Origin of the sequence: Luteimonas sp. 22616 (genome assembly GCF_052044325.1) — a bacterium.
Classification (GTDB): Bacteria; Pseudomonadota; Gammaproteobacteria; order Xanthomonadales; family Xanthomonadaceae; genus Luteimonas.
Window position 1 is genome coordinate 944,730 of sequence record NZ_JBQEMW010000001.1, and the last position, 23,085, is coordinate 967,814.

14 protein-coding genes and 1 pseudogene are annotated in these 23,085 nt (G+C 68.1%); 8 read left to right on the plus strand and 7 right to left on the minus strand.

Translation table 11 applies throughout. The annotated features are described in order from the left end of the window. Positions 1-88: 88 nt before the first annotated feature. Positions 89-1,183: a homocysteine S-methyltransferase family protein gene (locus ACTJIL_RS04420; protein ID WP_440754371.1), complete on the minus strand. Its 1,095-nt coding sequence runs from the start codon at positions 1,181-1,183 to the stop codon at positions 89-91. A gap of 155 nt (positions 1,184-1,338) precedes the next feature. After that, positions 1,339-2,265, minus strand: a pseudogene (locus tag ACTJIL_RS04425) (ArsR/SmtB family transcription factor); the annotation flags it as partial. Positions 2,266-2,509: 244 nt separating this feature from the next. On the opposite strand from ACTJIL_RS04425, the gene ACTJIL_RS04430 reads away from it, so the two are divergent. The 3 genes from ACTJIL_RS04430 (at position 2,510) to ACTJIL_RS04440 (ending at position 9,758) form a co-directional block, all read left to right on the plus strand. Further along, positions 2,510-3,658 carry an acyl-CoA dehydrogenase family protein gene (locus ACTJIL_RS04430; protein WP_440754372.1) on the plus strand — a complete coding sequence of 383 codons (1,149 nt, stop codon included), beginning with the start codon at positions 2,510-2,512 and terminating at the stop codon, positions 3,656-3,658. Between the two features lie 243 nt (positions 3,659-3,901). Then, positions 3,902-8,860 carry an NAD-glutamate dehydrogenase gene (locus tag ACTJIL_RS04435; protein ID WP_440754373.1) on the plus strand — a complete coding sequence of 1,653 codons (4,959 nt, stop codon included), beginning with the start codon at positions 3,902-3,904 and terminating at the stop codon, positions 8,858-8,860. Between the two features lie 112 nt (positions 8,861-8,972). Further along, a complete protein-coding gene (locus tag ACTJIL_RS04440; protein WP_440754374.1) occupies positions 8,973-9,758 on the plus strand; it encodes an NAD kinase in 786 nt (261 codons plus the stop codon). Positions 9,759-10,050: 292 nt separating this feature from the next. On the opposite strand, the gene ACTJIL_RS04445 is transcribed toward ACTJIL_RS04440, so the two are convergent. Further along, positions 10,051-10,389, minus strand: a complete 339-nt coding sequence (locus tag ACTJIL_RS04445) for a 4a-hydroxytetrahydrobiopterin dehydratase (RefSeq protein WP_440754375.1) — start codon at positions 10,387-10,389, stop codon at positions 10,051-10,053. A 186-nt stretch (positions 10,390-10,575) separates the two neighbouring features. Between ACTJIL_RS04445 and ACTJIL_RS04450 the strand changes: the two genes are divergently transcribed. Next, on the plus strand, positions 10,576-11,169 hold the full coding sequence (locus ACTJIL_RS04450; RefSeq protein WP_440754376.1) for an NfuA family Fe-S biogenesis protein: 594 nt from the start codon (positions 10,576-10,578) through the stop codon (positions 11,167-11,169). A gap of 27 nt (positions 11,170-11,196) precedes the next feature. After that, a complete protein-coding gene (locus tag ACTJIL_RS04455; protein WP_440754377.1) occupies positions 11,197-12,906 on the plus strand; it encodes a hypothetical protein in 1,710 nt (569 codons plus the stop codon). A 220-nt stretch (positions 12,907-13,126) separates the two neighbouring features. Here ACTJIL_RS04455 and ACTJIL_RS04460 read toward each other — a convergent pair whose 3' ends face one another. Then, positions 13,127-13,570, minus strand: a complete 444-nt coding sequence (locus ACTJIL_RS04460) for a c-type cytochrome (RefSeq protein ID WP_440754378.1) — start codon at positions 13,568-13,570, stop codon at positions 13,127-13,129. A gap of 8 nt (positions 13,571-13,578) precedes the next feature. Beyond that, on the minus strand, positions 13,579-13,989 hold the full coding sequence (locus ACTJIL_RS04465; RefSeq protein ID WP_440754379.1) for a c-type cytochrome: 411 nt from the start codon (positions 13,987-13,989) through the stop codon (positions 13,579-13,581). A gap of 231 nt (positions 13,990-14,220) precedes the next feature. Here ACTJIL_RS04465 and ACTJIL_RS04470 point away from each other — a divergent pair, with 231 nt between their 5' ends. The 3 genes from ACTJIL_RS04470 (at position 14,221) to ACTJIL_RS04480 (ending at position 22,098) form a co-directional block, all read left to right on the plus strand. Continuing rightward, positions 14,221-15,354, plus strand: coding sequence for an efflux RND transporter periplasmic adaptor subunit (locus ACTJIL_RS04470; RefSeq protein ID WP_440754380.1), 1,134 nt, complete (start codon positions 14,221-14,223; stop codon positions 15,352-15,354). Next, the gene (locus ACTJIL_RS04475) at positions 15,351-18,863 is read left to right on the plus strand and encodes an efflux RND transporter permease subunit (protein WP_440754381.1); all 3,513 of its coding nucleotides are present in this window, start codon (positions 15,351-15,353) and stop codon (positions 18,861-18,863) included. The genes ACTJIL_RS04470 and ACTJIL_RS04475 overlap by 4 nt, the downstream gene beginning before the upstream one ends. A 136-nt stretch (positions 18,864-18,999) precedes the next feature. Further along, a complete protein-coding gene (locus ACTJIL_RS04480) occupies positions 19,000-22,098 on the plus strand; it encodes an efflux RND transporter permease subunit (RefSeq protein ID WP_440754382.1) in 3,099 nt (1,032 codons plus the stop codon). Here the strand turns inward: ACTJIL_RS04480 and ACTJIL_RS04485 are convergent. Together ACTJIL_RS04485 and ACTJIL_RS04490 are read right to left on the minus strand one after the other, a co-directional pair. Further along, entirely contained in the window at positions 22,095-22,529 is a 435-nt protein-coding gene (locus tag ACTJIL_RS04485; protein WP_440754383.1) for a hypothetical protein, read from the minus strand. The genes ACTJIL_RS04480 and ACTJIL_RS04485 overlap by 4 nt on opposite strands. Continuing rightward, entirely contained in the window at positions 22,526-23,083 is a 558-nt protein-coding gene (locus tag ACTJIL_RS04490) for an NADPH-dependent FMN reductase (protein WP_440754384.1), read from the minus strand. The genes ACTJIL_RS04485 and ACTJIL_RS04490 overlap by 4 nt, the downstream gene beginning before the upstream one ends. Between the last annotated feature and the right edge of the window lie 2 nt (positions 23,084-23,085).

Here is a 23,085-nt window from a genome sequence, read left to right on the forward strand (position 1 = left end):
GCGACTCTTGCGTTGGCACGCTGCCGGATCCAGGACGGGGGCTGGATTCCCGACGTCGCGGGAATGACGGCAAGTGCAGGTTGGGCGTTCATGCGGCTTCACGCAGCGCGCCGGGCAGCCTGCGCGGCGCGATGCCGGCGACCGCTTCGGCGATGGCGCGGATATGGTCGGGCGTGGTGCCGCAGCAGCCGCCGACGAAGTTGAGCAGGCCGGATTCGGCGAACTCCTTCAGCGTCGCCGCCATTTCCTCGGGCGTCTCGTCGTACTCCGCGAAGGCGTTCGGCAGGCCGGCGTTCGGATGGGCGCTGACGTAGCCCTCGACGATCCGCGCCAGCGTCTCGACGTGCGGGCGCAGGTCCTTCGCGCCCAGCGCGCAGTTGAGCCCGACCGACAGCGGCCTGCCATGCGAGATCGAGGCATAGAACGCTTCGGCGGTCTGCCCGGACAGGGTGCGTCCGGAGGCATCGGTGATGGTGCCGGAGATCATCACCGGCAGTCGTCCGCCGCGCGCCTCGAACACTTCCTCGATCGCGAACAGCGCGGCCTTGGCGTTGAGCGTGTCGAAGATGGTCTCGACCATCAGCACGTCCGCGCCGCCATCGACCAAGCCCTCGATTGCTTCGCGATAGGTTTCGCGCAGCGCGTCGAAGCTGGTGTTGCGGAAGCCCGGGTCGTTGACGTCGGGACTGATGGAGGCGGTGCGGCTGGTCGGCCCGAGCACGCCGATGACGAACCGTGGCTTGTCCGGCGTGCCGGCCTCGGCGGCATCGCAGCAGGCGCGGGCGATGCGCGCGCCTTCCTTGTTCAGTTCGTAGACCAGGTGCTGCAGGTGGTAGTCGGCCTGGCTGATCGCGGTGGCGTTGAAGGTGTTGGTCTCGACCAGGTCGGCACCGGCGTCCAGGTATTCGGTATGCACCCGGGCGATCACTTCGGGCCGGCTCAGCAGCAACAGGTCGTTGTTGCCCTTCAGGTCGTGGCCGCAGCGCGGGCCGTGGCCGTGCTGCGAATCGGCCTGGAGGCTGTCGAAGCCTTCGGCGAAGCGTTCGCCGCGGTAGTCGGCTTCCTCGAGGCGGTGGCGCTGGATCATGGTGCCCATCGCACCGTCGATCACCAGGATGCGTTCGGCCAGCGCGGATTCGAGCGCGGCGACGCGGTCGGGGTGCAGCCAGGGAAGTTGTTTCATCGTTTCACTCCGAAGCCTTGCTTGCCTCCTTCCCCTTCAAGGGGAAGGCCGGGATGGGGATGGGTTTGATCGGGGCGGACGGGAAGCCCATCCCCACCCAACCCTCCCCTTGAAGGGGAGGGCTTTGAATGCCGTGCTGGCGACGGATGCCGTCACGGTTTTTTCGCGATCAGCGAAATCACTTCGAAATGCGGCGGGCGCTTTTCGCGCGTCACCGTTTCCGCGGTCTGCAGGGCGAGGCCCGCCTTTTCGGCGAAGCGCCGCAGTTCCTTTTCGGTGAAGCCGAGGTTGGCGTGGCCATAGGCCTCGACCACGCTGCGGTGCTCGTGGCGGGCGAGGCTGGACAGCAGCAGGCGGCCGCCGGGGCGCAGCACGCGCGCGGCCTCGGCCACTGCCTGCGCGGGCTTGGCGGCATAGGTCAGTGCGTGCATCAGCACCACCAGGTCGAAGCTGCCGGGATCGAAGGGCAGGGCGTGCATGTCGGCCTCGCGCACCTCGACGTTGCGGTACTGGCGCAGGCGCTCGGCGGCGGCGGAGACCACGCGCTTGCTGCTGTCGATACAGACATAGCGGTGCGCGTGCGGCGCCAGCAGTTCGGCCAGAACGCCGTCGCCGGAGGCGATGTCGAGCACGTCGCCGGTTTCGAACAAGGGCAGCACCGAGCGCGCCAGCGCTTCCCAGGTGCGGCCGGGCGAATAGTGGCGTTCCATGTCGCCGGCGACCGAATCGGCCCAGTTCTGGTCCGCGGCGCGCATCGCCAGCACGCCGGCCACGCGCTCGGCGTCCTGGCGCAGCAGCGGGTCGTCGCTGCCGGCGCTCAGGGCCTGCCACAGGCTGCGCTGGGCCGGGTCGAGGGTGGTTTCGTCGAAGCGGTAGTAGGCCGACACGCCGGAGCGGCGGTCCCGCACCAGGCCGGCTTCCTTGAGCTTGGCCAGGTGCGTGGACACGCGCGGCTGGGCCAGCTGGGTGATCGCGGACAGCTCCGCGACCGTCAGTTCCTCGCCTTCCAGCAGGGTCAGCAGGCGGACGCGGGTCGAATCGGCGAGCACCTTCAGGCGGCTCGACCAGCCTTCGAGATCCATAAATATCTTCCTATCGCGATACAGAGATAAGTGTCCTCCGCGAAGACGGGAAGGTCAAGCACGTGGATGAAGTCGCGAGGGCTGGCCGCTGCATGCGGGCAGGATCATGCGCGGATCGGACTCCGGATATGCGCAGCGATGGCCGCGAAGGCTCGCATCGTTGGCTGGAGGTCAGGTCCTCCCTTCGGTTCCGCTCGCCCCCCGGCTACAATTCCGCATCTGACTTCAAGGCGGAGCGCGCAACGTGGATTTTGGGTTCACCGAAGAACAGTTGATGATCCAGGACGTTGCGCGGCGCATCGCGCAGGAAAAGATCGGGCCCAGCGCCGAGGGCTTCGACAAGAGCGGTGAATTCCCGCTGGAGAACATCCGCCTGCTGGGCGAGAACGGCCTGATGGGGATCGAGGTCCCGGCCGAGTACGGCGGCGCGGGCATGGATCCGGTGGCGTACGTGCTGGCGATGGTCGAGATTGCCGCGGCGGATGCTGCGCATTCGACCATCATGTCGGTCAACAACTCGCTGTTCTGCAACGGCATCCTGACCCACGGCACCGAGGCGCAGAAGCAGAAGTACGTCCGCGCGATCGCCGAGGGTGAAGAGATCGGTGCGTTCGCGCTGACCGAGCCGCAGTCCGGCTCCGACGCCACCGCGATGCGCTGCCGGGCAGTGAAGCAGGCGGACGGCACCTATGTGGTCAACGGCAAGAAGAGCTGGATCACCTCCGGCCCGGTGGCGAAGTACATCGTGCTGTTCGCGATGACCGACCCGGACAAGGCCGCGCGCGGCATCACCGCGTTCCTGATCGACACCGCGCGCGAGGGTTTCCATCGCGGCAAGACCGAGCCCAAGCTCGGCATCCGCGCCTCGGCCACCTGCGAGATCGAGTTCACCGACTATGTCGTGCAGGCCGACGAGGTGCTGGGCGAAGAAGGCCACGGCTTCAAGATCGCGATGGGCGTGCTCGACGCCGGCCGCATCGGCATCGCCTCCCAGGCCATCGGCATCGCCCGTGCGGCCTACGAGGCCAGCCTGGAATACGTGCGCGAGCGCAAGGCGTTCGGCCAGCCGATCGGCGCGTTCCAGATGATCCAGGCCAAGATCGCGGACATGAAATGCAAGCTCGATGCGTCGCTGCTGCTGACCTTGCGCGCGGCGTGGCTGAAGGGACAGGGCAAGCGCTTCACCACCGAGGCCGCGGTGGCCAAGCTCACTGCTTCGGAAGCGGCGATGTGGATCGCCCACCAGGCGGTGCAGATCCATGCCGGCATGGGCTACTCGAAGGAAATGCCGATCGAGCGCTATTTCCGCGACGCCAAGATCACCGAGATCTACGAGGGCACCAGCGAGATCCAGCGCCTGGTCATCGCCCGCCACGAAACCGGGCTGCGTTGAACAAAGGCGGCCCGACCATGATTCCCAGAACGGACAGAACCGCCTGTCCCGCCTCGCGCGGCCACGATCGCCGCGAAATCCGGATCGTCGTGCCCGGCGTGGCCAGCCAGTCATGCCCGCCCTGGCCAAGTCCTTCCTGGCCATGCCCTTCCTGAGCCGGGCACGTCCGCAACGCCTGTGTGGTGAACCTCCACCCGGGGCCCGGCATGTGCACGGGCTCCCCATCATCGGATCCTTTCTCCCATGAGTACGCAACGCAAACCCGCCACCTCACGCCCGACCGGGCGCAAGGCCGATGCCCAGCGCCGCAAGCCCAGCCGTGAGGTCGCAGCCATGCTCGACCCCATCTTCCAGGCGGTCCGCAAGCGCGCCGGCAAGACCCGCCAGGACGATGCGATCGCCTTCGCCGACGCCTTCTACCACCGCCTGACCGCGGACGAACTGCCGCTGCACAGCCCCGATGGCTGGGCGGCGCTGGCGACCGACTTCCTGGACTTCGCGCGCAACCGCAAGCGCGGCAGCGCCAACGTGCGCCTGTTCAACCCGAACACGAAGCAGCACGGCTGGGAATCGCCCCACACCGTGCTGCAGATCGTCAACGACGACATGCCGTTCCTGGTCGATTCGGTGACCATGGCGCTGGCCGAGAAGGGCATCGGCGTGCACGTGCTGGGGCATCCGGTGGTGCCGGTCACCCGCGACAAGGCCGGCAAGCTGGTCGAGGTGGGCAGCGGCAATCCGGAATCGCTGATGCACATGGAGATCGATCGCCAGACCGGTGATGCGATCGGCGACATCACGGCCACGCTGCAGTCGGTGCTGGCCGAGGTGCGCGGGATCGTCGCCGACTGGGCGCCGATGCGCGAGAAGATGCTGCAGGTGGCCGATGGCATCGCCACCCGCCGGATGCCGGTCGACGAGGCCGGCCGGCGCGAGGCGCAGGAGTTCCTGCGCTGGGCTGCGGACGACCACTTCACCCTGTTCGGCTACCGCGAGTACGCGGTGAAGAAGAAGGGCAAGGAGGAAATCCTGTGCGCCGTCGAGGACAGCGGCCTGGGCCTGCTGCGTTCTAAGGAAGTCGGCAAGCCGCGCCTGCTCAAGTCGCTGGCCGCCCACTACATGCCGCAGTCGGGCGCGGTCGATGCGCTGATCCTGACCAAGACCAACGCCCGTTCGACGGTGCACCGCCCGGGCTACATGGACTACATCGGCGTGCTCGAGTTCGACGACAAGGGCATGCCGGTCGGCGAGGAGCGCTTCCTCGGCCTCTACACCTCCAGCGCCTACAACCGCCGTCCGTGGGACATCCCGCTGGTGCGCGAGCGCTTCGAGTACGTGATGCGCGAGTCCGGCCTCAAGCCGAACAGCCACAGCGGCAAGGCGCTCAAGCACATCCTCGAATCGCTGCCGCGCGACGAACTGTTCCAGTCCAACGAAGAGGAACTGCTGGCGCTGGCGACCGGCATCCTCGGCCTGCAGGAGCGCGTGCGCAGCAAGCTGTTCCTGCGCCGCGACCGCTACGGCCGCTTCTATTCGGCGCTGGTGTACCTGCCGCGCGACCGTTACAACACCGACCTGCGCAAGCGCGTCGAGGCGCTGCTCAAGCGCGCGCTGCATGCCGACCATGTGGACACCAACATGCAGGTTGGTGAATCGCCGCTCGCGCAGCTGCACATGATCGTGCGCCCGCGCGCCGGCGAGAACTTCGAACTCGACCAGCAAGCGCTTGAGGCCGAACTGGCCGACATCGTGCGCAACTGGCACGACGACCTGCGCGACGCGCTGGTGGCCGCGAGCGGCGAGCAGGAAGGCCTCGCGCAGGCGGTGCGCTATGGCCGCGCGCTGCCGACGAGCTACCTGCAGGAAGTCGGGACCGAGGTCGCGGCCGACGACGTCCGCCATCTCGCATCGCTGCAGGGCCCGGATGATCTCGCGCTGAGCCTGCGCCGGCAGCATGCCGGCGTCGGCGGCCTGCGCCTGAAGTTCTATCGCCAGAACAACGACATCCCGCTGTCGGACGCGCTGCCGATGATGGAGAACATGGGCCTGCGTGTGATCACCGAGCATCCGTACCTGCTGCGGATCGACGACACGCAGACCTACCTGCAGGACTTCGAGGTCGAGGCGGCGCGCGAGTTTGACATCGGCGCGGTCGGCCACGTGTTCGAGGAGGCATTCCTGCAGGTCTGGCGCGGCAATGCCGAGAACGACGGCTTCAACCGCCTGGTCCTCGGCGCCGGCCTGAGCTGGCGCCAGGTCGCCATGCTGCGCGGCTACTGCAAGTACCTGCTGCAGGTCGGCGTGCCGTTCTCGCAGAGTTACGTGGAGGAAACCTTCACCCGTTATCCGTTGCTGGCGCGACTGCTGGTGGAACTGTTCGAAGCCCGTTTCGACCCGCGCAGGGACAAGCCCGGCAAGGCGGCGGACGGCGACCGGCAGTTTGCGAGCCAGATCCAGGCGCTGTGCGGCGATGATGCCGAGGCGCTGAAGACGCTGCGGCCGCTGCTCGAAGCCCGCGCCAAGGGGCGCGACGTGCAGTACGAGGCCGCGCGCGCCGGGCTCAAGGCGCTGCTCGACCGCGTCGCCAGCCTCGACGAGGACCGCATCCTGCGCAGCTTCATGGGCGTCATCGACGCCACCCTGCGTACCGGCTACTACCAGGCCAACGTCGACGGCAGCCACAAGGACTACATCGGCTTCAAGTTCGACTCCGCGCGCGTGCCGGACCTGCCGAAGCCGCGTCCGTACCGCGAGATCTTCGTCTACGGGCCGCGCGTGGAAGGCACGCACCTGCGCTTCGGCGCGGTGGCGCGCGGCGGCCTGCGCTGGTCCGACCGGCGCGAGGACTTCCGCACCGAGGTGCTGGGCCTGGTCAAGGCGCAGATGGTGAAGAACACGGTGATCGTGCCGGTCGGCTCCAAGGGCGGCTTCTTCGTCAAGCAGCCTCCCGCCGACCGTGACGCGCTGCAGGCCGAGGGCATCGCCTGCTACAAGATGTTCATCAACGGCATGCTCGACGTCACCGACAACCTGGTCGACGGCAAGGTCGTGCACCCGCGCGACGTGGTGCGCCATGACGAGGACGATCCTTACCTGGTCGTCGCCGCCGACAAGGGCACCGCCCGGTTCTCCGACATCGCCAACGGCATCGCGCGCGAGCACGGCTACTGGCTCGACGACGCGTTCGCGTCCGGCGGCTCGGTCGGCTACGACCACAAGGGCATGGGCATCACCGCCCGCGGCGGCTGGGAGTCGGTCAAGCGCCACTTCCGCGCGCTCGGACGCGACAGCCAGTCGCAGGACTTCACCTGCGTGGGCATCGGCGACATGTCCGGCGACGTGTTCGGCAACGGCATGCTGCTGTCGAAGCACATCCGCCTGGTCGCGGCGATGGACCACCGCCACATCTTCGTAGATCCGAACCCGGACTCGGCCAGGTCGTACAAGGAGCGCCAGCGCCTGTTCAAGCTGCCGCGTTCGAGCTGGGACGACTACGACAAGGCGCTGATCAGCAAGGGCGGCGGGGTGTTCCCGCGCTCGGCGAAGTCGATCCCGGTCTCGGCGGAAATGCGCGCTGCGCTCGGGCTCGAGGACGGGGTCACCGCGATCAGCCCGAACGAACTGATGAGCGCCGTGCTCAAGGCGCCGGTCGACCTGCTGTGGAACGGCGGCATCGGCACCTACGTCAAGGGCAGCGGCGAAACGAACGCCGATGTCGGCGACCGCTCCAACAACGCGATCCGCGTCAACGGCGGCGAGTTGCGCTGCAAGGTCGTCGGCGAGGGTGGCAACCTCGGCTTCACCCAGTGCGGCCGCATCGAGGCGGCGCAGAACGGGGTGCTGATCAACACCGACTTCATCGACAACTCGGCCGGCGTGGACACCTCGGACCACGAGGTCAACATCAAGATCCTGCTCAACGGCCAGGTGCAGGCGGGCAAGCTGAAGGTCGAGGAGCGCAACAAGCTGCTCAAGTCGATGACCGACGAGGTCGCGGGCCTGGTGCTCAACGACAACTACCGCCAGAACCAGGCACTGAGCCTGATGGAGCGGATGAGCGTGTCGCGCCTGGGCTCCAAGCAGCACTTCATCCAGACGCTGGAATCGCAGGGCCTGCTCGATCGCCAGATCGAGTACCTGCCGTCGGACGCCGAGATCGCCGAGCGCAAGGCGCGCGGCCTCGGCCTGACGCGGCCGGAGCTGGCCATCCTGCTGTCGTACTCCAAGCTGGTGGCGTTCGAGCAGCTGGTCGATTCGGACGTGCCGGAGGATCCGTACCTGTCCAAGGAACTGGTGCGCTACTTCCCCGAGCCGCTGCAGAAGAAGTACGCCAAGGCGATGGAACAGCACCGCCTGAAGCGCGAGATCATCGCCTCCGCGGTGACCAACTCCACCATCAACCGGATGGGCGCGACCTTCCTGCTGCGCATGCAGGAAGACAGCGGCCGCAGCCCGGGCGAGGTGGCGAAGGCCTTCACCATCACCCGCGAGACGCTCGACGCGCGCAACCTGTGGTCGCAGATCGACAGCCTCGACAGCAAGGTGCCCGAAGCGGTGCAGATCGATGCCCTGCAGACCATCTGGTCGCTGCAGCGTTCGATGACGCGCTGGCTGCTGGCCCGTCCCGGCGCGATTCCCGACATCGCGACGGCCGTGGACCGCTACCACGACGGCTTCCGCGACATCCGCGCCGGCGACGCCATCCTCCCGGATTCGCAACGCCCCGCCTATGAGGCCAGCCTGGCCGAATGGAGGGCCCGTGGCGTCCCGACCGAGCTCGCGCTGCAGCTTGCCGCGCTGCCGTACCTGGAGCCGTGCTGCGACATCATCGAGGTGGCCCGCGAGCGAAAGCTCAAGCCGGTGGAGGTGGCCAAGGTGCATTTCCGCCTGGGCGATGCACTGCGGCTGCCGTGGCTGTTCGAACAGATCGACCAGCTGCCGGTGGAGGGCCGCTGGCACGCGGTCGCACGCGGCGTGCTGCGCGACGAACTGGCCGCGCAGCAGCGCGCACTGGTGGGGCAGGTGCTGTCGGTTGCGGGCAGTGGTGTCGATGCCAAGGTGCGCAACTGGATCGGGCGCGACGATGCAGCGCTGCGCTTCACCCTGTCGATGCTCAACGAGCTGGCCGCGCAGAAGACGCTCGACTACCCGACCGCGTCGGTGGCCGTGCGCAGGCTCGCCCAGTTGACCGCGAACGGTTGATGCGGCATCCCGTGCCGGCGGGCCCGCAAGCCCGCCGGCACGGATCGACAGCAGGGGACCGGGCCGCTTCCGTGGCCCGGGTTATGCTCATGGCACGTCCATGGAGCCGCCGATGACCGCGAAACCGCGTATCGCCTTCCTCGCCAGCCAGACCGACGACGCGCAGGCCGCGCTGGCCGCGTTGTCGCGGGCGCACGGGCAGTATCCGCCGGAAGAGGCGGACGTGCTGTGCCCGCTAGGCGGAGATGGTTTCATGCTGCAAACGCTGCACCGCCACGGCGGGCTCGGCAAGCCGGTCTACGGCATGAAGCTGGGTAGCGTCGGTTTCCTGATGAACCACTATCGCGCCGAGGATGCGGCCGGCGGCCTGTTCGAGCGCCTCGCCGCGACCGAGCCCGCGGTACTCAAGCCGCTTGAGATGCTGGCGCAGACCGAATCGGGCGCCAGCGTCGGCTCGCTGGCCTACAACGAGGTGTCGCTGTTGCGACAGACGCGGCAGGCCGCGCACCTGCGCATCGACCTCAACGGGCAGACCCGCCTGGACGAACTGGTCTGCGATGGCGTGCTGGTCGCCACGCCCGCCGGCAGTACCGCATACAACTTTTCCGCGAATGGCCCGATCCTGCCGTTGGGGTCGAACGTGGTCGCGCTGACGCCGATCGCCGCGTTCCGGCCGCGGCGCTGGCGTGGCGCGGTGCTCAAGGCCGGGACCGAAATCCGCTTCCACGTCGTCGATCCCTACAAACGGCCGGTGAGCGCGACGGCTGATTCGCACGAGGTGCGCGACGTGGTGGAGGTGATGATCCGCGAATCGCGCGACCGCACCGTGACCCTGCTGTTCGATCCCGAGCACAACCTCGAGGAGCGGATGCTGGCGGAGCAGTTCACCAGCGGCTGAGCGAATGGCCTTTCGGCCTTTCAACGCTAGTTGCGGATGTAGAGCGCACAGCGGATGCATTCGTTCGGCATCGACCGGGCAACCCGTCAAGTCGCTCCCCGATACTCGCTTGGTTGACGGGCTACCCGGCCGATGCTCCCGACATCGCGGCGCCTGTCGCGGAAAGCGAGAGGCGACAAGCATTCTTCACGATCACCGGAATGTGTGGAGCGGCCCGTGGAATGCGGCCCGACCAGGTGAGTATGGGGGAGCGATTCGGGTCATATGCCGTGCGCCGCCCTGCGCAAATGCCCTACGCCAGCAGGTCCGCCTTCGCCGCGCAGATGAAGTCGTTCTCGCTCAGGCCGCCGACATCGTGGGTCGACCAGCGCACCACGCAGCGGTCGTAGTGCACGCCGAGGTCGGGATGGTGGTCTTCGCGATTGGCCATGTGGGCAAGGGCGTTCACGAACGACATCGTGCGGTAGTAGTCCTTGAACGCGAATGTCCTGGCCAGCGCGTGACCGTCCTCGATCAGTTCCCAGCCCGGGACCTGCGGCAGCAGTTCCTGGACGCGGGCCTGGGTGAGCTTGTGTTCGCTGCCCTTGCGCGGTGTGCAGTGGGCCTGGGCGAGGGGGATCAGATCGGACATGTCGGCTCCTGTCAGTGGCGGGCCGCGGTGGCGGCGTGCTGAACGGGAAATGTTCGCCGCCCCGGTTTTACGGAACCGGAACGAACGCGAATCGGCGGGGTCGCTAGAATACGCTCCACGGCCGGCAACTTCCGAATCCGCGCGGGCTTCCGCGCGCGCCGGCCGCACCAGGCAGGGCAGCAGGCAATGATAGACATCTCACAATCCGCGCAGTCGCACTTCCGCAAGCTGATCGAGCGCGAAGCCGTGCCCGGCATGGGCGTGCGCCTGGCGGCCAAGGATCCCGGCACGGCGCGTGCCGACGTGCGGCTCGAGTTCGCCGAGCCGGCCGACCTGCATGGCGACGAGTGGGCGATCGACTGCGAGGGCTTCACCTTGTGGCTGGACGCCGACAGCGCGCCGTTCCTCGACGGCGCGCAGATTGATTACACCACCCAGGCCACCGGCGGCCAGCTGCAGATCCGGGCGCCGAAGATCAAGGGCGAGGCGCCGGCCGAATCGGCCTCGCTGGTCGAGCGCGTGCGCTGGCTGATCGAACACGAGATCAACCCGCAGCTGGCGCAGCATCGCGGCAACGTAGCGCTGCAGGAAGTCACCGCCGACGGCGTGGTGGTGCTGCGCTTCGGCGGCGGCTGCCATGGCTGCGGCATGGCCGACGTCACCCTCAAGCAGGGCATCGAGAAGACCCTGATGGAGAAAGTGCCCGGCGTGACCGCGGTGCGCGACGCGACCGACCACGACAGCGGCGCGGCGCCCTACATCGCCCGCGGCTCGGCGTGACGCGGTAGCGGCGCCAGCGGCCACTGGATGACTTTCTCCTCTGCCGAACTGATCGACGCACTGCGACGACGCAGGCGCCGGTCGTTGCGGCCGGAGCGGCCGGCGGGCGAGTTCCCGCCGGGATGGGCGGCCTGGTTCGACACGATGGAGGTGCGTGTCGGGGCGGTCACCGGCGCCGCGGCCGAGGCGATCCTTGCGATTTTCGCCGCCCGCGAGCCGAAGTTGCCGCCGCGCGCGATGGCCGAACTCAACCACTGGCAGGCGTTCAATACCCTGTGGCGGCAGCAGTGGCACCCGGCCGGCGAGGACGACGAGCCCGGCATCCGCATCATTGCCAGCGTGGTCACGCTGCTCGTCCACCTGTTCCTTGCGGTGTCCCTGCTGTACCTGGCCTACGTGCGCTTCATGGCGGTTCCCGAGCAGGCCAGCGCGGGCGAGGACGTGATCCAGGTCGAATACATCGGCGAGGGCACGCCGGACGACACCGGCGGAGGCCCGCCGTCGGGCGAGATGCGCGTGCAGGAAACGCCACAGCCCGCCGCCAGCGCCGCGGCCGCGCCGCGGTCGCCGCAAGCCACGGCGCAGAGCGCGCCGTCGCCGCCCCCGGCGGCGGCCGAGGTCGCGGTGGAGCCGCCGGCGCCGTCACCGCCCGCGCAGGCGCCGCCGGTCGAGCAGCCGCTGCAGGTCACGGAAACCCCCGAGCCGGACCAGGCATTCACCGTGCCGCCGGTGAGCATCACCCCCGTTCCGCAGCCGATCACGCCGCTCCCGGACCTGAGCGCGCCTGCGCCCAGGATCGAAATGGTCGAGGTGCCGACGCCGGTGGTGGCCCCGGCATTGCAGCCGGTCAAGGCCGTACCGCCGCGGACGCCATCGCCGCGCCTGCAGCAGCAGCCGACGACGGTCACGATGCGCGAGATTCCGGCGCCGCTGGCGCCGGTCAGCGTGCCGAACGTGCCGGTACGCCCGAGTGCGGCGCCGGACCTGCGCGCGCAGGCGCCGAAAGTCGCCGTTCGTGCCATTCCGGCGCCCAGCCAGGCCCCGCCGGGCGAGGCGACGCAAGCGCAGCCGAGCGCGAATGCGGGTGCGGCGAATGCCAGCTCGCCTTCGTCGTCCTCCACGGCCACGGCCAGCACGTCGAATGGCAAGCCTGCCAGAGGCAGCGAAGCGGCCAGTGCGGGTTCCAGCAAGGCCGGTGTCTCCACCGGGAGTGGTGCGACATCGTCGCCGAAGCCCGGCGCGCTGCCTTCGCCGACGCGCGGCGACGACTGGGGCGTGTCGACGCGTAACCGTCCCGGCGGCCAGGCCGGCACGCCGGGGCTGTTCAACGCCGATGGCACGCCGAAGCTCGCGTCGGGCGATGGCAATGTCGGCGGCGGCCTGCCGCCGGGCACGATCACCGAGGATTTCGAGAAGATCGACCGCAACGGCACCTGGCTCAAGCGCCCGCCGATCGACTACACACCGACCGCTTTCGACAAGTTCTGGGTCCCCAACGAGACGTTGCTGCAGGAGTGGGTGCGCCGGAGCATCAAGGAAGTATTGATTCCGATCCCCGGCACGTCCAAGAGCATCAAATGCTCGGTGGTCCTGCTGGCGCTCGGCGGCGCGTGCGACATCACCGACCCCAACATGCAGGATGTCGAGGCCGAGGCGCGCAAGCCGCCGGACGTGCCGTTCAAGCCCGAGTTGCAGGAGAACCAGGATGCGCTCGCCCGGCCGCCGGGGACGGAGTAGGGCAAGGAGAAAATGCCGACGCAATACGATTCTCGCCATCCGAAGTAGCTTGTAGGAGCGGCTTCATCCGCGAGCTCTCCGGCTCCGAAAAGCTCGCGGATGAAGCCGCTCCTACAAGAGCCGGGAGCGTCGGGCGTACGCCGCCATTTGGCGGTCCCTGCAACGAAGAAGGCCCGCATGAGCGGGCCTTTCGATCAGGACACATCAGCCACGGCGGGCGTCAGTTGTTGACCCCGTGCAGGTCGCGCAGGTGGGTGGGGCGCGAACCGAAGTACGCGGCCACGTCGGCGATCTGCTGGTCGGTCAGATCCTTGGCCTGCTGCGACATCAGCGCGTGCTCGCGGTTGCCGTCGCGGTATTGCTGCAACGAGTGCGCGATGTAGTCGTAGTACTGGCCGCCGAGCTTGGGATAGCTGGCGTCGATCGGGGCGTTGCCTTCCTCGCCATGGCAGTCCACGCAGGACTGGCCGGTGGCCTTGCCCTTGGTGTGGGCGAGCTTTTCGCCGGCGTCGATGTGGCCCTTGGGCAGGCCGGCGGACGAGGTGGTATGGCCTTCGCCGCGGTCCGACGAGGAGTGCTCGGCCGGGGTGTCGCCGCCGGAGCAGCCGGCAAGCACGAACGCGGAGGCGAGGGCGAGGGCAAGGAGGGAGGCTGAATGGGTCATGGCGCGGCTCACTGCTTCAACTCCGAAAGATAGGCCGCGATATCGGCGATGTCCTGCTCGGAAAAACTCTGTGCCTGCACTTCCATCGTGGGATGCTTGCGCGTGCCCTTCTTGTACTCGCCCAGGGCATTGGTCAGGTACACCGCCGACTGCCCGCCGATGCGTGGCACGTGGTAGTTCGGGTATGCGTTCTTGTAACCGGTGACGCCATGGCAGCCCTGGCAGGTGAAAGTGAGCTGCTTGCCGCGTTCGGCTGAGCCGACCGGGGCGGCCGGCGTGCTGGCTGCCGGGGCGGCAGTCGCAGGAGCCGTCGCCGGGGCGGGCTCGCCGGTGGCGGGCGTGGTCTCGGTCTGGGCGAACGCCGCGAAGGAGAGCGCGGCAAGGGCAAGGCTGGCGGCGATCGGCACCGGTCGCGTCATGTCGGGTATCCGCAATCGTGAATGGCTGGAATGGAACTGGCTTGTTCACGCAACCGCAGGTCGCGATGCGTAACCGCAACAGTATAGCGACAGCTTGAGACCAACCCAAAATGCACCTACCTGCCGACGTCCCGGCCGGCGCCCGCCGCCAGTCACCATGACCTCTGGCGCATGCTGTTCCCGAGGTGGGTGATATACCTTGCTACAACACCGTAGGGGTTATCTCAGAAGATGGACAAGAACACCGTGTTTTCGGGCTTTGCGAAGACGCTGCTGGCGGTCGCGCTGGTGGCCGGCGTGGCCTCGGTGAGCGGCTGCAAGGACAATGGGGAAGGCACGGCCCAGGCCAAGGCGCCGGACGCCGAAAAGGCCGCCGATGCGATCCCGGTGGAGGTCGCGAAGGCCTCGCACCGCGCGGTTGCGGCGAGCTACGCCGGCACCGGTGCGCTGGACGCACGGGCCGAATCACAGGTGGTCGCCAAGACCTCGGGCATCGCAATGGCGGTGTTCGCCGAGGAAGGCCAGCACGTGAAGGCGGGGCAGGTGCTGGTGCGCCTGGACGCGGATCGGGCGCGCCTGCAGGCCGCACAAAGCGAGGCGCAGGTGCGCAAGCTCGAGGCCAACTACCAGCGCGCGAAGCAACTGGCCGCGCAGCAGATGGTGAGTGCCAACGACCTCGACCAGCTCAAGTATGACCTCGCCAATGCGCGCGCGGTCAACAACATGGCCAACCTCGAGCTGTCCTACACCAGCGTGGTCGCACCGATTTCCGGCGTGATCGCCTCGCGGTCGATCAAGCCCGGCAACTTCGTGCAGATCAACACGCCGATCTTCCGCATCGTCGACGACTCGCGCCTGGAGCTGACCTTGAACGTGCCCGAGCGCGAGATCGCCACGCTCAAGGCCGGACAGCCGGTCAACCTGCAGGTCGATGCGCTGCCGGGGCAGTCGTTCGCAGGCACGGTGGACCGCGTTGCGCCGGTGGTGGACTCGGGCAGCGGCACGTTCCGCGTGATCTGCACGTTTGCCGGAGGCGGCGCGCTGCAGCCGGGCATGTTCGGGCGCATCCGGATCGATTACGACAAGCGCGCCAATGCGCTGGTGATCCCGCGGGTCGCGCTGCTCGACGACCAGGGCACGCCGGCGGTCTACGCGGTGCGCAAGGGCAAGGCCGTGCGCGTGCCCATCAAGACCGGCTACACCGATGGCGAATGGACCGAGGTGCGCAGTGGCCTGAAACCGGGCGAGGCGGTGGTGACCGCCGGCAAGGTGGCGCTGCGCGACGGCAGCGCGGTGCAGGTGATCGGTGAGCCGGCGGACAAGCCGGTTGCCAAGGCCGCAACCGGCACGGAAGACAAGCAGTGAGTGGCGGCACGCGTGATCCGGATTCGTCCGACTTGCCGCAGCCGGACGACGGCATCGGCCATGGCCTGGTTGGCCTCTCCACGCGTCGCCGCGTCACCGTGGCGATGTTCTGGATCACGATGCTGCTGTTCGGCTCGATCGCGCTGGCCTCGCTGAAGGTCAACCTGCTGCCGGACCTGAGCTACCCCACGCTGACCGTGCGCACCGAGTACACCGGTGCCGCGCCGTCGGAGATCGAAACGCTGATCACCGAGCCGGTGGAGGAAGCGGTCGGCGTGGTCAAGAACCTGCGCACGATGAAGTCGGTCTCGCGTACCGGCCAGAGCGACGTGGTGCTCGAGTTCGCCTGGGGCACCGACATGGACCAGGCCGGGCTGGAAGTGCGCGACAAGATGGAAGTGCTGCAGCTGCCACTGGAGGCCGAGGCGCCGGTGCTGCTGCGCTTCAACCCGTCGACCGAGCCGATCCTGCGGCTGGCGCTGTCGAGCAAGGCCAGGGCCGCGACCGATGACGATGCGATCCGCGAACTGATCCAGCTGCGCCGCTATGCCGACGACGACCTGAAGAAAAAGCTCGAACCGGTCGAGGGCGTGGCCGCGGTCAAGGTCGGCGGCGGCCTCGAGGACGAGATCCAGGTCGACATCGACCAGCAGAAACTCGCCCAGCTGCACCTGCCGATCGAAACGGTGATCCAGCGGCTGCAGCAGGAGAACATCAACATTTCCGGTGGCCGCCTGGAGCAAGGCTCGCAGCGGTTCCTGGTGCGCACCGTCAACCAGTTCGCCAGCGTCGACGAGATCGCCAACATGCTGGTGACCACGCAGGGCGCGGGCAGCAATGCCGCCGAAAGCGCGGCGCAGCAGATGGCGCGCGTTGCCGCCGCCACCGGCGATCCCAACGCGATGGCCGCCGCGGCCTCGGTCGAAAGCGCCTCGTCATCTGGTTCGAGCACGGTCGCCGGCGGCGTGCCGGTCCGGCTCAAGGACGTGGCCACCGTGCGCCAGGGCTACAAGGAGCGCGAGGCGATCATCCGAATGGGCGGCAACGAGGCCGTCGAGCTGGCGATCTACAAGGAAGGCGACGCCAACACCGTCGCCACCGCCGATGCCATCGCCAAGCGGCTGGAACAGATCAGGGCGCAGATCCCGCCGGACGTGGAACTGACCACGATCGACGACCAGTCGACCTTCATCCGCCACGCCATCGCCGACGTGAAGCTCGACGCGGTCATCGGCGGCCTGCTGGCGATCCTGGTGATCTTCCTGTTCCTGCGCGACGGCTGGAGCACGTTCGTGGTGGCGCTGTCGCTGCCGGTCTCGATCGTCACCACGTTCTTCTTCATGGACCAGCTGGGCCTGAGCCTCAACGTGATGTCGCTCGGCGGCCTCGCACTGGCCACGGGCCTTGTGGTGGACGATTCGATCGTGGTGCTCGAATCGATCGCCAAGGCGCGCGAACGCGGGCTCGGCGTGCTGCGGGCGGCCGTCGTCGGCACCCGCGAGGTCAGCATGGCGGTGGTCGCATCGACCCTGACCACGATCGCGGTGTTCCTGCCGTTGGTGTTCGTCGAAGGCATCGCCGGACAGCTGTTCCGCGACCAGGCGTTGACGGTGGCGATCGCGATCGCGATTTCTTTGGCGGTCGCGATGACCCTGATCCCGATGCTCAGCGCGCTCAAGGGCCGGCCGCCAATGGCGTTCCCGGAAGAGCCGCCGCATCCGCAATGGCAGCCGGACCGGAAATGGCAGAAGCCCGTCGCCGCGACCGGGCGCGGGATTGGTGCCGGCACCCGCGGCGTCTTCTTCGGCATCGCATGGCTGTTCGTGCGGCTGTGGCGCGGCATTGTCGCGGTCGTCGGCCCGGTCATGCGCAAGGCCAGCGACCTGGCGATGGCGCCTTATGGCCGCGCCGAGCGCGGCTACCTGAAGCTGCTGCCCAGTGCACTGCGGCGGCCGGGGCTGGTGCTTGGTTTCGCCGCGCTCGCGTTCGGGCTGACGCTGGCGGCGATCCCGATGCTCGGCGCCGACCTGATCCCGCAGTTCGCGCAGGACCGCTTCGAGATGACGGTGAAGCTGCCGCCCGGCACGCCGCTGCGCCAGACCGACCAGCTGATCCGCGAACTGCAGGACGAACACGACAAGGACGCCGGGATCCGCACGCTGTACGGCGTCAGCGGCAGCGGCACGCGACTGGACGCCAACCCCACCGAGAGCGGCGAGAACATCGGCAAGCTCACCGTGGTGATGGCCGATGGCGGCAGCAAGGACGTCGAGGCGGCGGAAACCGAGAAGCTGCGCGCGACGATGCAGCGCCATCCCGGCGCGCAGGTCGATTTCAGCCGGCCGGAGCTCTTCAGTTTCTCCACCCCGCTGGAGATCGAGCTGCGCGGGCAGGACCTGTCATCGATCGAGGACGCCGGCCGCAGGCTTGCGGCGCTGCTGCGCGACAACCCGCACTACGCCGACGTGAAGTCGACAGTTGAGCAGGGCTTCCCGGAGATCCAGATCCGCTTCGACCAGGAACGGGCGGGCGCGCTGGGCCTGACCACGCGCCAGATCGCCGACATCGTGGTCAAGAAGGTGCGCGGCGACGTGGCCACGCGCTACAGCTTCCGCGACCGCAAGATCGACGTGCTGGTGCGCGCGCAGGTCTCCGACCGCGCGTCGGTTGCCGACATCCGCCGGCTGATCGTCAATCCCGGCAGCGCGCGACCCGTGACGCTCGATGCGGTCGCCGACGTGGTCGAGACCACGGGCCCCAGCGAGATCCACCGCGCCGACCAGGTGCGCGTGGCGATCGTCTCGGCGAACCTGCGCGACATCGACCTGGGCGCCGCGGTGCGCGAGGTCGAGCAGCTGGTGCGCGACAACCCGGTCGGCGCCGGTGTCGGCATGCACATCGGCGGCCAGGGCGAGGAACTGTCGCAATCGATCCGCTCGCTGCTGATGGCGTTCGGACTGGCGATCTTCCTGGTCTACCTGGTGATGGCGTCGCAGTTCGAATCGCTGCTGCATCCGTTCGTGATCCTGTTCACCATCCCGCTGGCGCTGGTCGGCGCGGTGCTGGCGTTGCTGCTGACGCGATCGCCGGTGTCGGTGGTGGTGTTCATCGGCCTGATCCTGCTGGTGGGCCTGGTGGTGAAGAACGCGATCATCCTGATCGACAAGGTCAACCAGCTGCGCGAGACCGGCGTGGCCAAGCGCGAAGCCTTGGTGGAAGGCGCGCGTTCGCGCCTGCGGCCGATCATCATGACCACGATGTGCACGCTGTTCGGCTTCCTGCCGCTGGCCTTGGCGGTGGGCGAGGGCGCCGAGGTGCGTTCGCCGATGGCGATCACCGTGATCGGCGGCCTGCTGGTGTCGACGCTACTGACGCTGGTGGTGATCCCGGTGGTGTACGACCTGCTCGACCGCCGCGCGGACGACTACTACCTGGCCCGCGCGAAGCGCACCGGTGCCGAGGATCGCGCCGCGCATGATGCGATCGAGGCGGACGGGGATCCGGCATGAGCGTGCTCCGGCGCCCCTCGGTTTTCTCCCTCCCCTTCAAGGGCAGGGCCGGGGTGGGGATGGGTTCAAGGTCTGGGCGACGGATGGGAAACCCATCCCCACCCAACCCTCCCCTTGAAGGGGAGGGCTTCAAGCCATGAGCGTCGCCGAATTCAGCATCCGTCGCCCGGTCACGACGATCATGTTTTTCGTGTCGATGTTCGTGATCGGCATCATCGCGGCGGTGCGGTTGCCGCTGGAAGCCTTCCCGGAAGTGTCTCCGCCCTTCATCTTCGTTTCCCTGCCGTACACCGGCTCGACGCCCGAGGAAATCGAACGCACGGTGTTGCGCCCGGCAGAAGAGGCGTTGTCGACGATGACCGGCATCAAGCGCATGGATTCCGAGGCGCGCGCGGACGGTGCCCAGTTGTTCATCCAGTTCAGCGACTGGAGCAAGGATGTCGCGATTGCCGCGTCGGAGGCGCGCGAACGCCTCGACGCCATCCGCGACGAGCTGCCGGACGACCTGCAGCGCTATTTCGTTCTCAAGTTCTCCACCACCGACCAGCCGGTGTTGCGGGTGCGCCTGGCCGCCGGCAACGGCATCGACCTGTCCGGCGACTACGACCTGATCGACCGCGAGTTCAAGCGCCGGCTCGAGCGTATCTCCGGCGTGGCCAGGGTGGAGGTGTCCGGCGCAATGCCCAACGAGGTGGAGATCGCGATCGCACCCGATCGCCTCACCGCGCATGACATCGGGCTCAACGAGCTGTCGCAGCGGCTCCAGCAGCTCAACTTCTCCGTGTCCGCCGGCGAGATCGAGGATGGCGGCCGGCGCCTGCGCGTGCAGCCGGTGGGCGAGATCGTCGACCTGCAACAACTGCGCGACCTGGTGATCAACGACCGCGGCCTGCGCCTGGGCGATATCGCCAGCATTCAACTCAGGTCCGCGCGACTGGACATGGGGCGCAGGCTAGAAGGACAGCCTGCCGTGGGCCTGGACATCTTCAAGGAGCGCAGCGCCAACCTGGTCGAGGTCTCGCGCACCGTCCTGGCCGAGATCGAAGCGATCCGGAATGAATCCGCCCTGCGCGACGTGCGCGTGACGGTGATCCAGAACCTGGGCAAGGACGTGACCAGCTCGCTGCTGGAACTGGCCGAGGCTGGCGCGATCGGCCTGGTGCTGTCGGTGATCGTGCTGTTCTTCTTCCTGCGGCACTGGCCGTCGACGTTGATGGTGACGCTGGCGATCCCGATCTGCTTCGTGATGACGCTGGGCTTCATGCACTTTGCCGGGGTCACCCTCAACATCCTGACGATGATGGGCCTGCTGCTGGCCGTCGGCATGCTGGTGGACAACGCCGTGGTGGTGGTGGAAAGCATCTACCAGGAGCGCGAGAAGTTGCCCGGCAAGCCGAAGTTGGCTTCGATCATCGGCACCCGCCACGTCGCCATCGCGCTGACTGCGGGCACCCTGTGCCATTGCATCGTATTCGTGCCCAACCTGTTCGGCGAACGCAATTTCCTGAGCATCTACCTGTCGCAGATCGCGATCACGATCTCGGTCTCGCTGCTCGCGTCCTGGCTGGTGGCGGTGAGCCTGATCCCGATGCTGTCCGCGCGGCTGAAGACGCCGCCGGCGGTGCAGAAAACCGGCGGCCTGATCCCGCGCATGCAGGCGCGCTATGCAAGCTTCCTGCGCTGGACCCTGGAGCACCGCGGCAAGAGCGTGCTCGGCATCGCTCTGATCGTGGCGGTCAGCATCGTGCCGGTCATCCACACCAAGACCAACATGTTCGGTGGCGACGGTGGCGACGAGATCAACATCTACTACCAGTGGAAGGGTTCGTACACGGTGGCGCAGATGTCGGACGAGGTGCGGCGGGTCGAGGATTTCCTGGACAGCAACCGCAAGAAGTTCCACGTCAAGCAGGTCTACTCGTGGTTCAGCGAGCAGGGCGACGCCGGCACGCAGGTGACGTTCGATTCCGCCGACCCGGCGCGGATCAAGTCGTTGACCGACGCGATCAGCAAGGCGTTGCCGAAGTCGGCGCGCGCGGAGATCGGCGTGCGCAACGGCGGCGGGGGCGGGCCGGGCGGTGGCGGGCCGGGGCAGGACGTGCAGGTGCAACTGGTCGGCGACTCCTCGCAGACGCTGGCCGAGCTGGGCCGGAACATCGTGCCGATCCTGGCCAGGCGCAAGGAGTTGCGCGACGTGCACGTCGACGCGGGCGACCAGAACAGCGAACTCAACGTCCGCGTCGATCGCGAACGGGCCGCCGCGTTCGGCTTCAGCGCACAGGAGGTCTCGCAGTTCGTCGGCCTGGCGCTGCGCGGCGCGTCGCTGCGGGAGTTCCGCCGCGGCGAGACGGAAGTGCCGGTCTGGGTGCGGTTCGCGGGCGCCGAGCACTACGGCATGGCCGACATCGCCACTTTCATGGTGCGTGCGCCCGATGGCCGCACCGTGCCGCTGCTGGCGATGGTGGACGTGTCCATCGAGCCGGCGGCCACCCAGGTCCAGCGCACCAACCGCCAGACCACGCTGACCATCAAGGCCAGCCTCGCGCAGAAGGTCACGATGCCCGAGGCCCGCACCGCGATGGAAGACGCGCTGAAGGCCTTCGCCTTCCCCGCCGGGTACTCGTACTCGTTCGATGGCGGCGCCTTCCAGGACGAGGACGAGGCGATGGCGCAGATGATGTTCAACCTGCTGATCGCGCTGGTGATGATCTACATCGTGATGGCGGCGGTGTTCGAGTCGCTGCTGTTCCCGGCAGCGATCATGAGCGGCGTGGTGTTCTCCGTGTTCGGTGTGTTCTGGCTGTTCTGGATCACCGGCACGGAGTTCAACATCATGGCCTTCATCGGCATCCTGGTGCTGATGGGCGTGGTGGTGAACAACGGCATCGTCATGATCGAGCACATCAACAACCTGCGGCGGCGCGGCATGTGCCGTACCGATGCGCTGGTGGAAGGCAGCCGCGAGCGGTTGCGGCCGATCCTGATGACGATGGGCACGGCGATCCTGGCGATGGTCCCGATCGCGATGAGCACCGGCTCGAGCGACGACATGCCCGCCTATTACCCGATGGCGCGCGCGATCGCCGGCGGCCTGGCGTTCTCGACCCTGGTCAGCCTGCTGTTCCTGCCGACGATCTACGCCATCCTCGACGACTTGCGGCATGGCACCGCGCGCCTGATGCGGCGCGCGCGCGGCGTGCCGCAGGTGCCGGTGGGCGCGGTACTGGAGGGCTAGCCCGCGGGCAAGGGATCGCCCGTGGCCATCAGGCCTGGACGGCGACGGCTTGCGCGGGCGGGCACGTCGTCCGCGGCCACCGGTTCGCAGCTGCGCGAGAGCGCGTGTTCGAGCAACGGCCTGAGCCGTTGCAGCTGCGCGGCAAAGGCCTCGCTGCCGCGCCAGCGCAGCTTCTCCGCGTGCGAGCCGAATTCGGTGACGACCACCACTGCCTCGCCGTCGAGCGTGCGAAAGACGCGGCTGCCGCCGCTGCCGTCGCCGTGTGCGGGCCGGCCGGTGCGGTGGATCTCGTCGGCCAGCCGGGCGAGGAAGGCGCTGCGCAACCCCGGGCGTGGCAGGTAGGTGTCGATGACCATGACTGGACCGTCGCGCGTCTCGTCGGCGTCGCCCTGGAGATCCGTGTCATGTCGTTGATGGCGCACCTGGTTCATGCGGCCTCCGCGTACGGAACATGGGCGCGCGCCGTCTGCAGCGCCCACGCCCACCAGCGCAGGCGTGCCAGCAGCATCTGCATGGCGCCTTCAGCCGGCTCCGGATCGAGCAGCCCGCCGTCGTCGTCGAAGCGCCGCGTGGCATGGGCGAAGCTGACGCAGTCGCGCAGCGTGGTCGCGTGCAGTTCGGCGAACACCTGGCGCAGCTGTTCCACCGCGCGCAGGCCGCCCGAGATCCCGCCATAGCTGACGAACGCCACCGGCTTGGCCTGCCACGGCTGGCCGACCTGGTCGATCAGCGCCTTGAGCGGCGCCGGATAGCCATGGTTGTACTCCGGCGTGACCACCACGAAGGCATCGGCCCGCTGCAGGCGCGCCGAGAGTTCCTCGACGCCACCGGCTTCGTCCAGTCGCCGCGGATCGACGACGTCGATGTTGAAGCCGCCGGCATCCTCGATCCGCGACAGCGTCCATTCCGTGACCGTGTCGCAGAAGCGGCCTTCGCGCGTGCTGCCGCAGACCACGGCCAGGCGCAGGGAGGGGGGAATGGGCATTG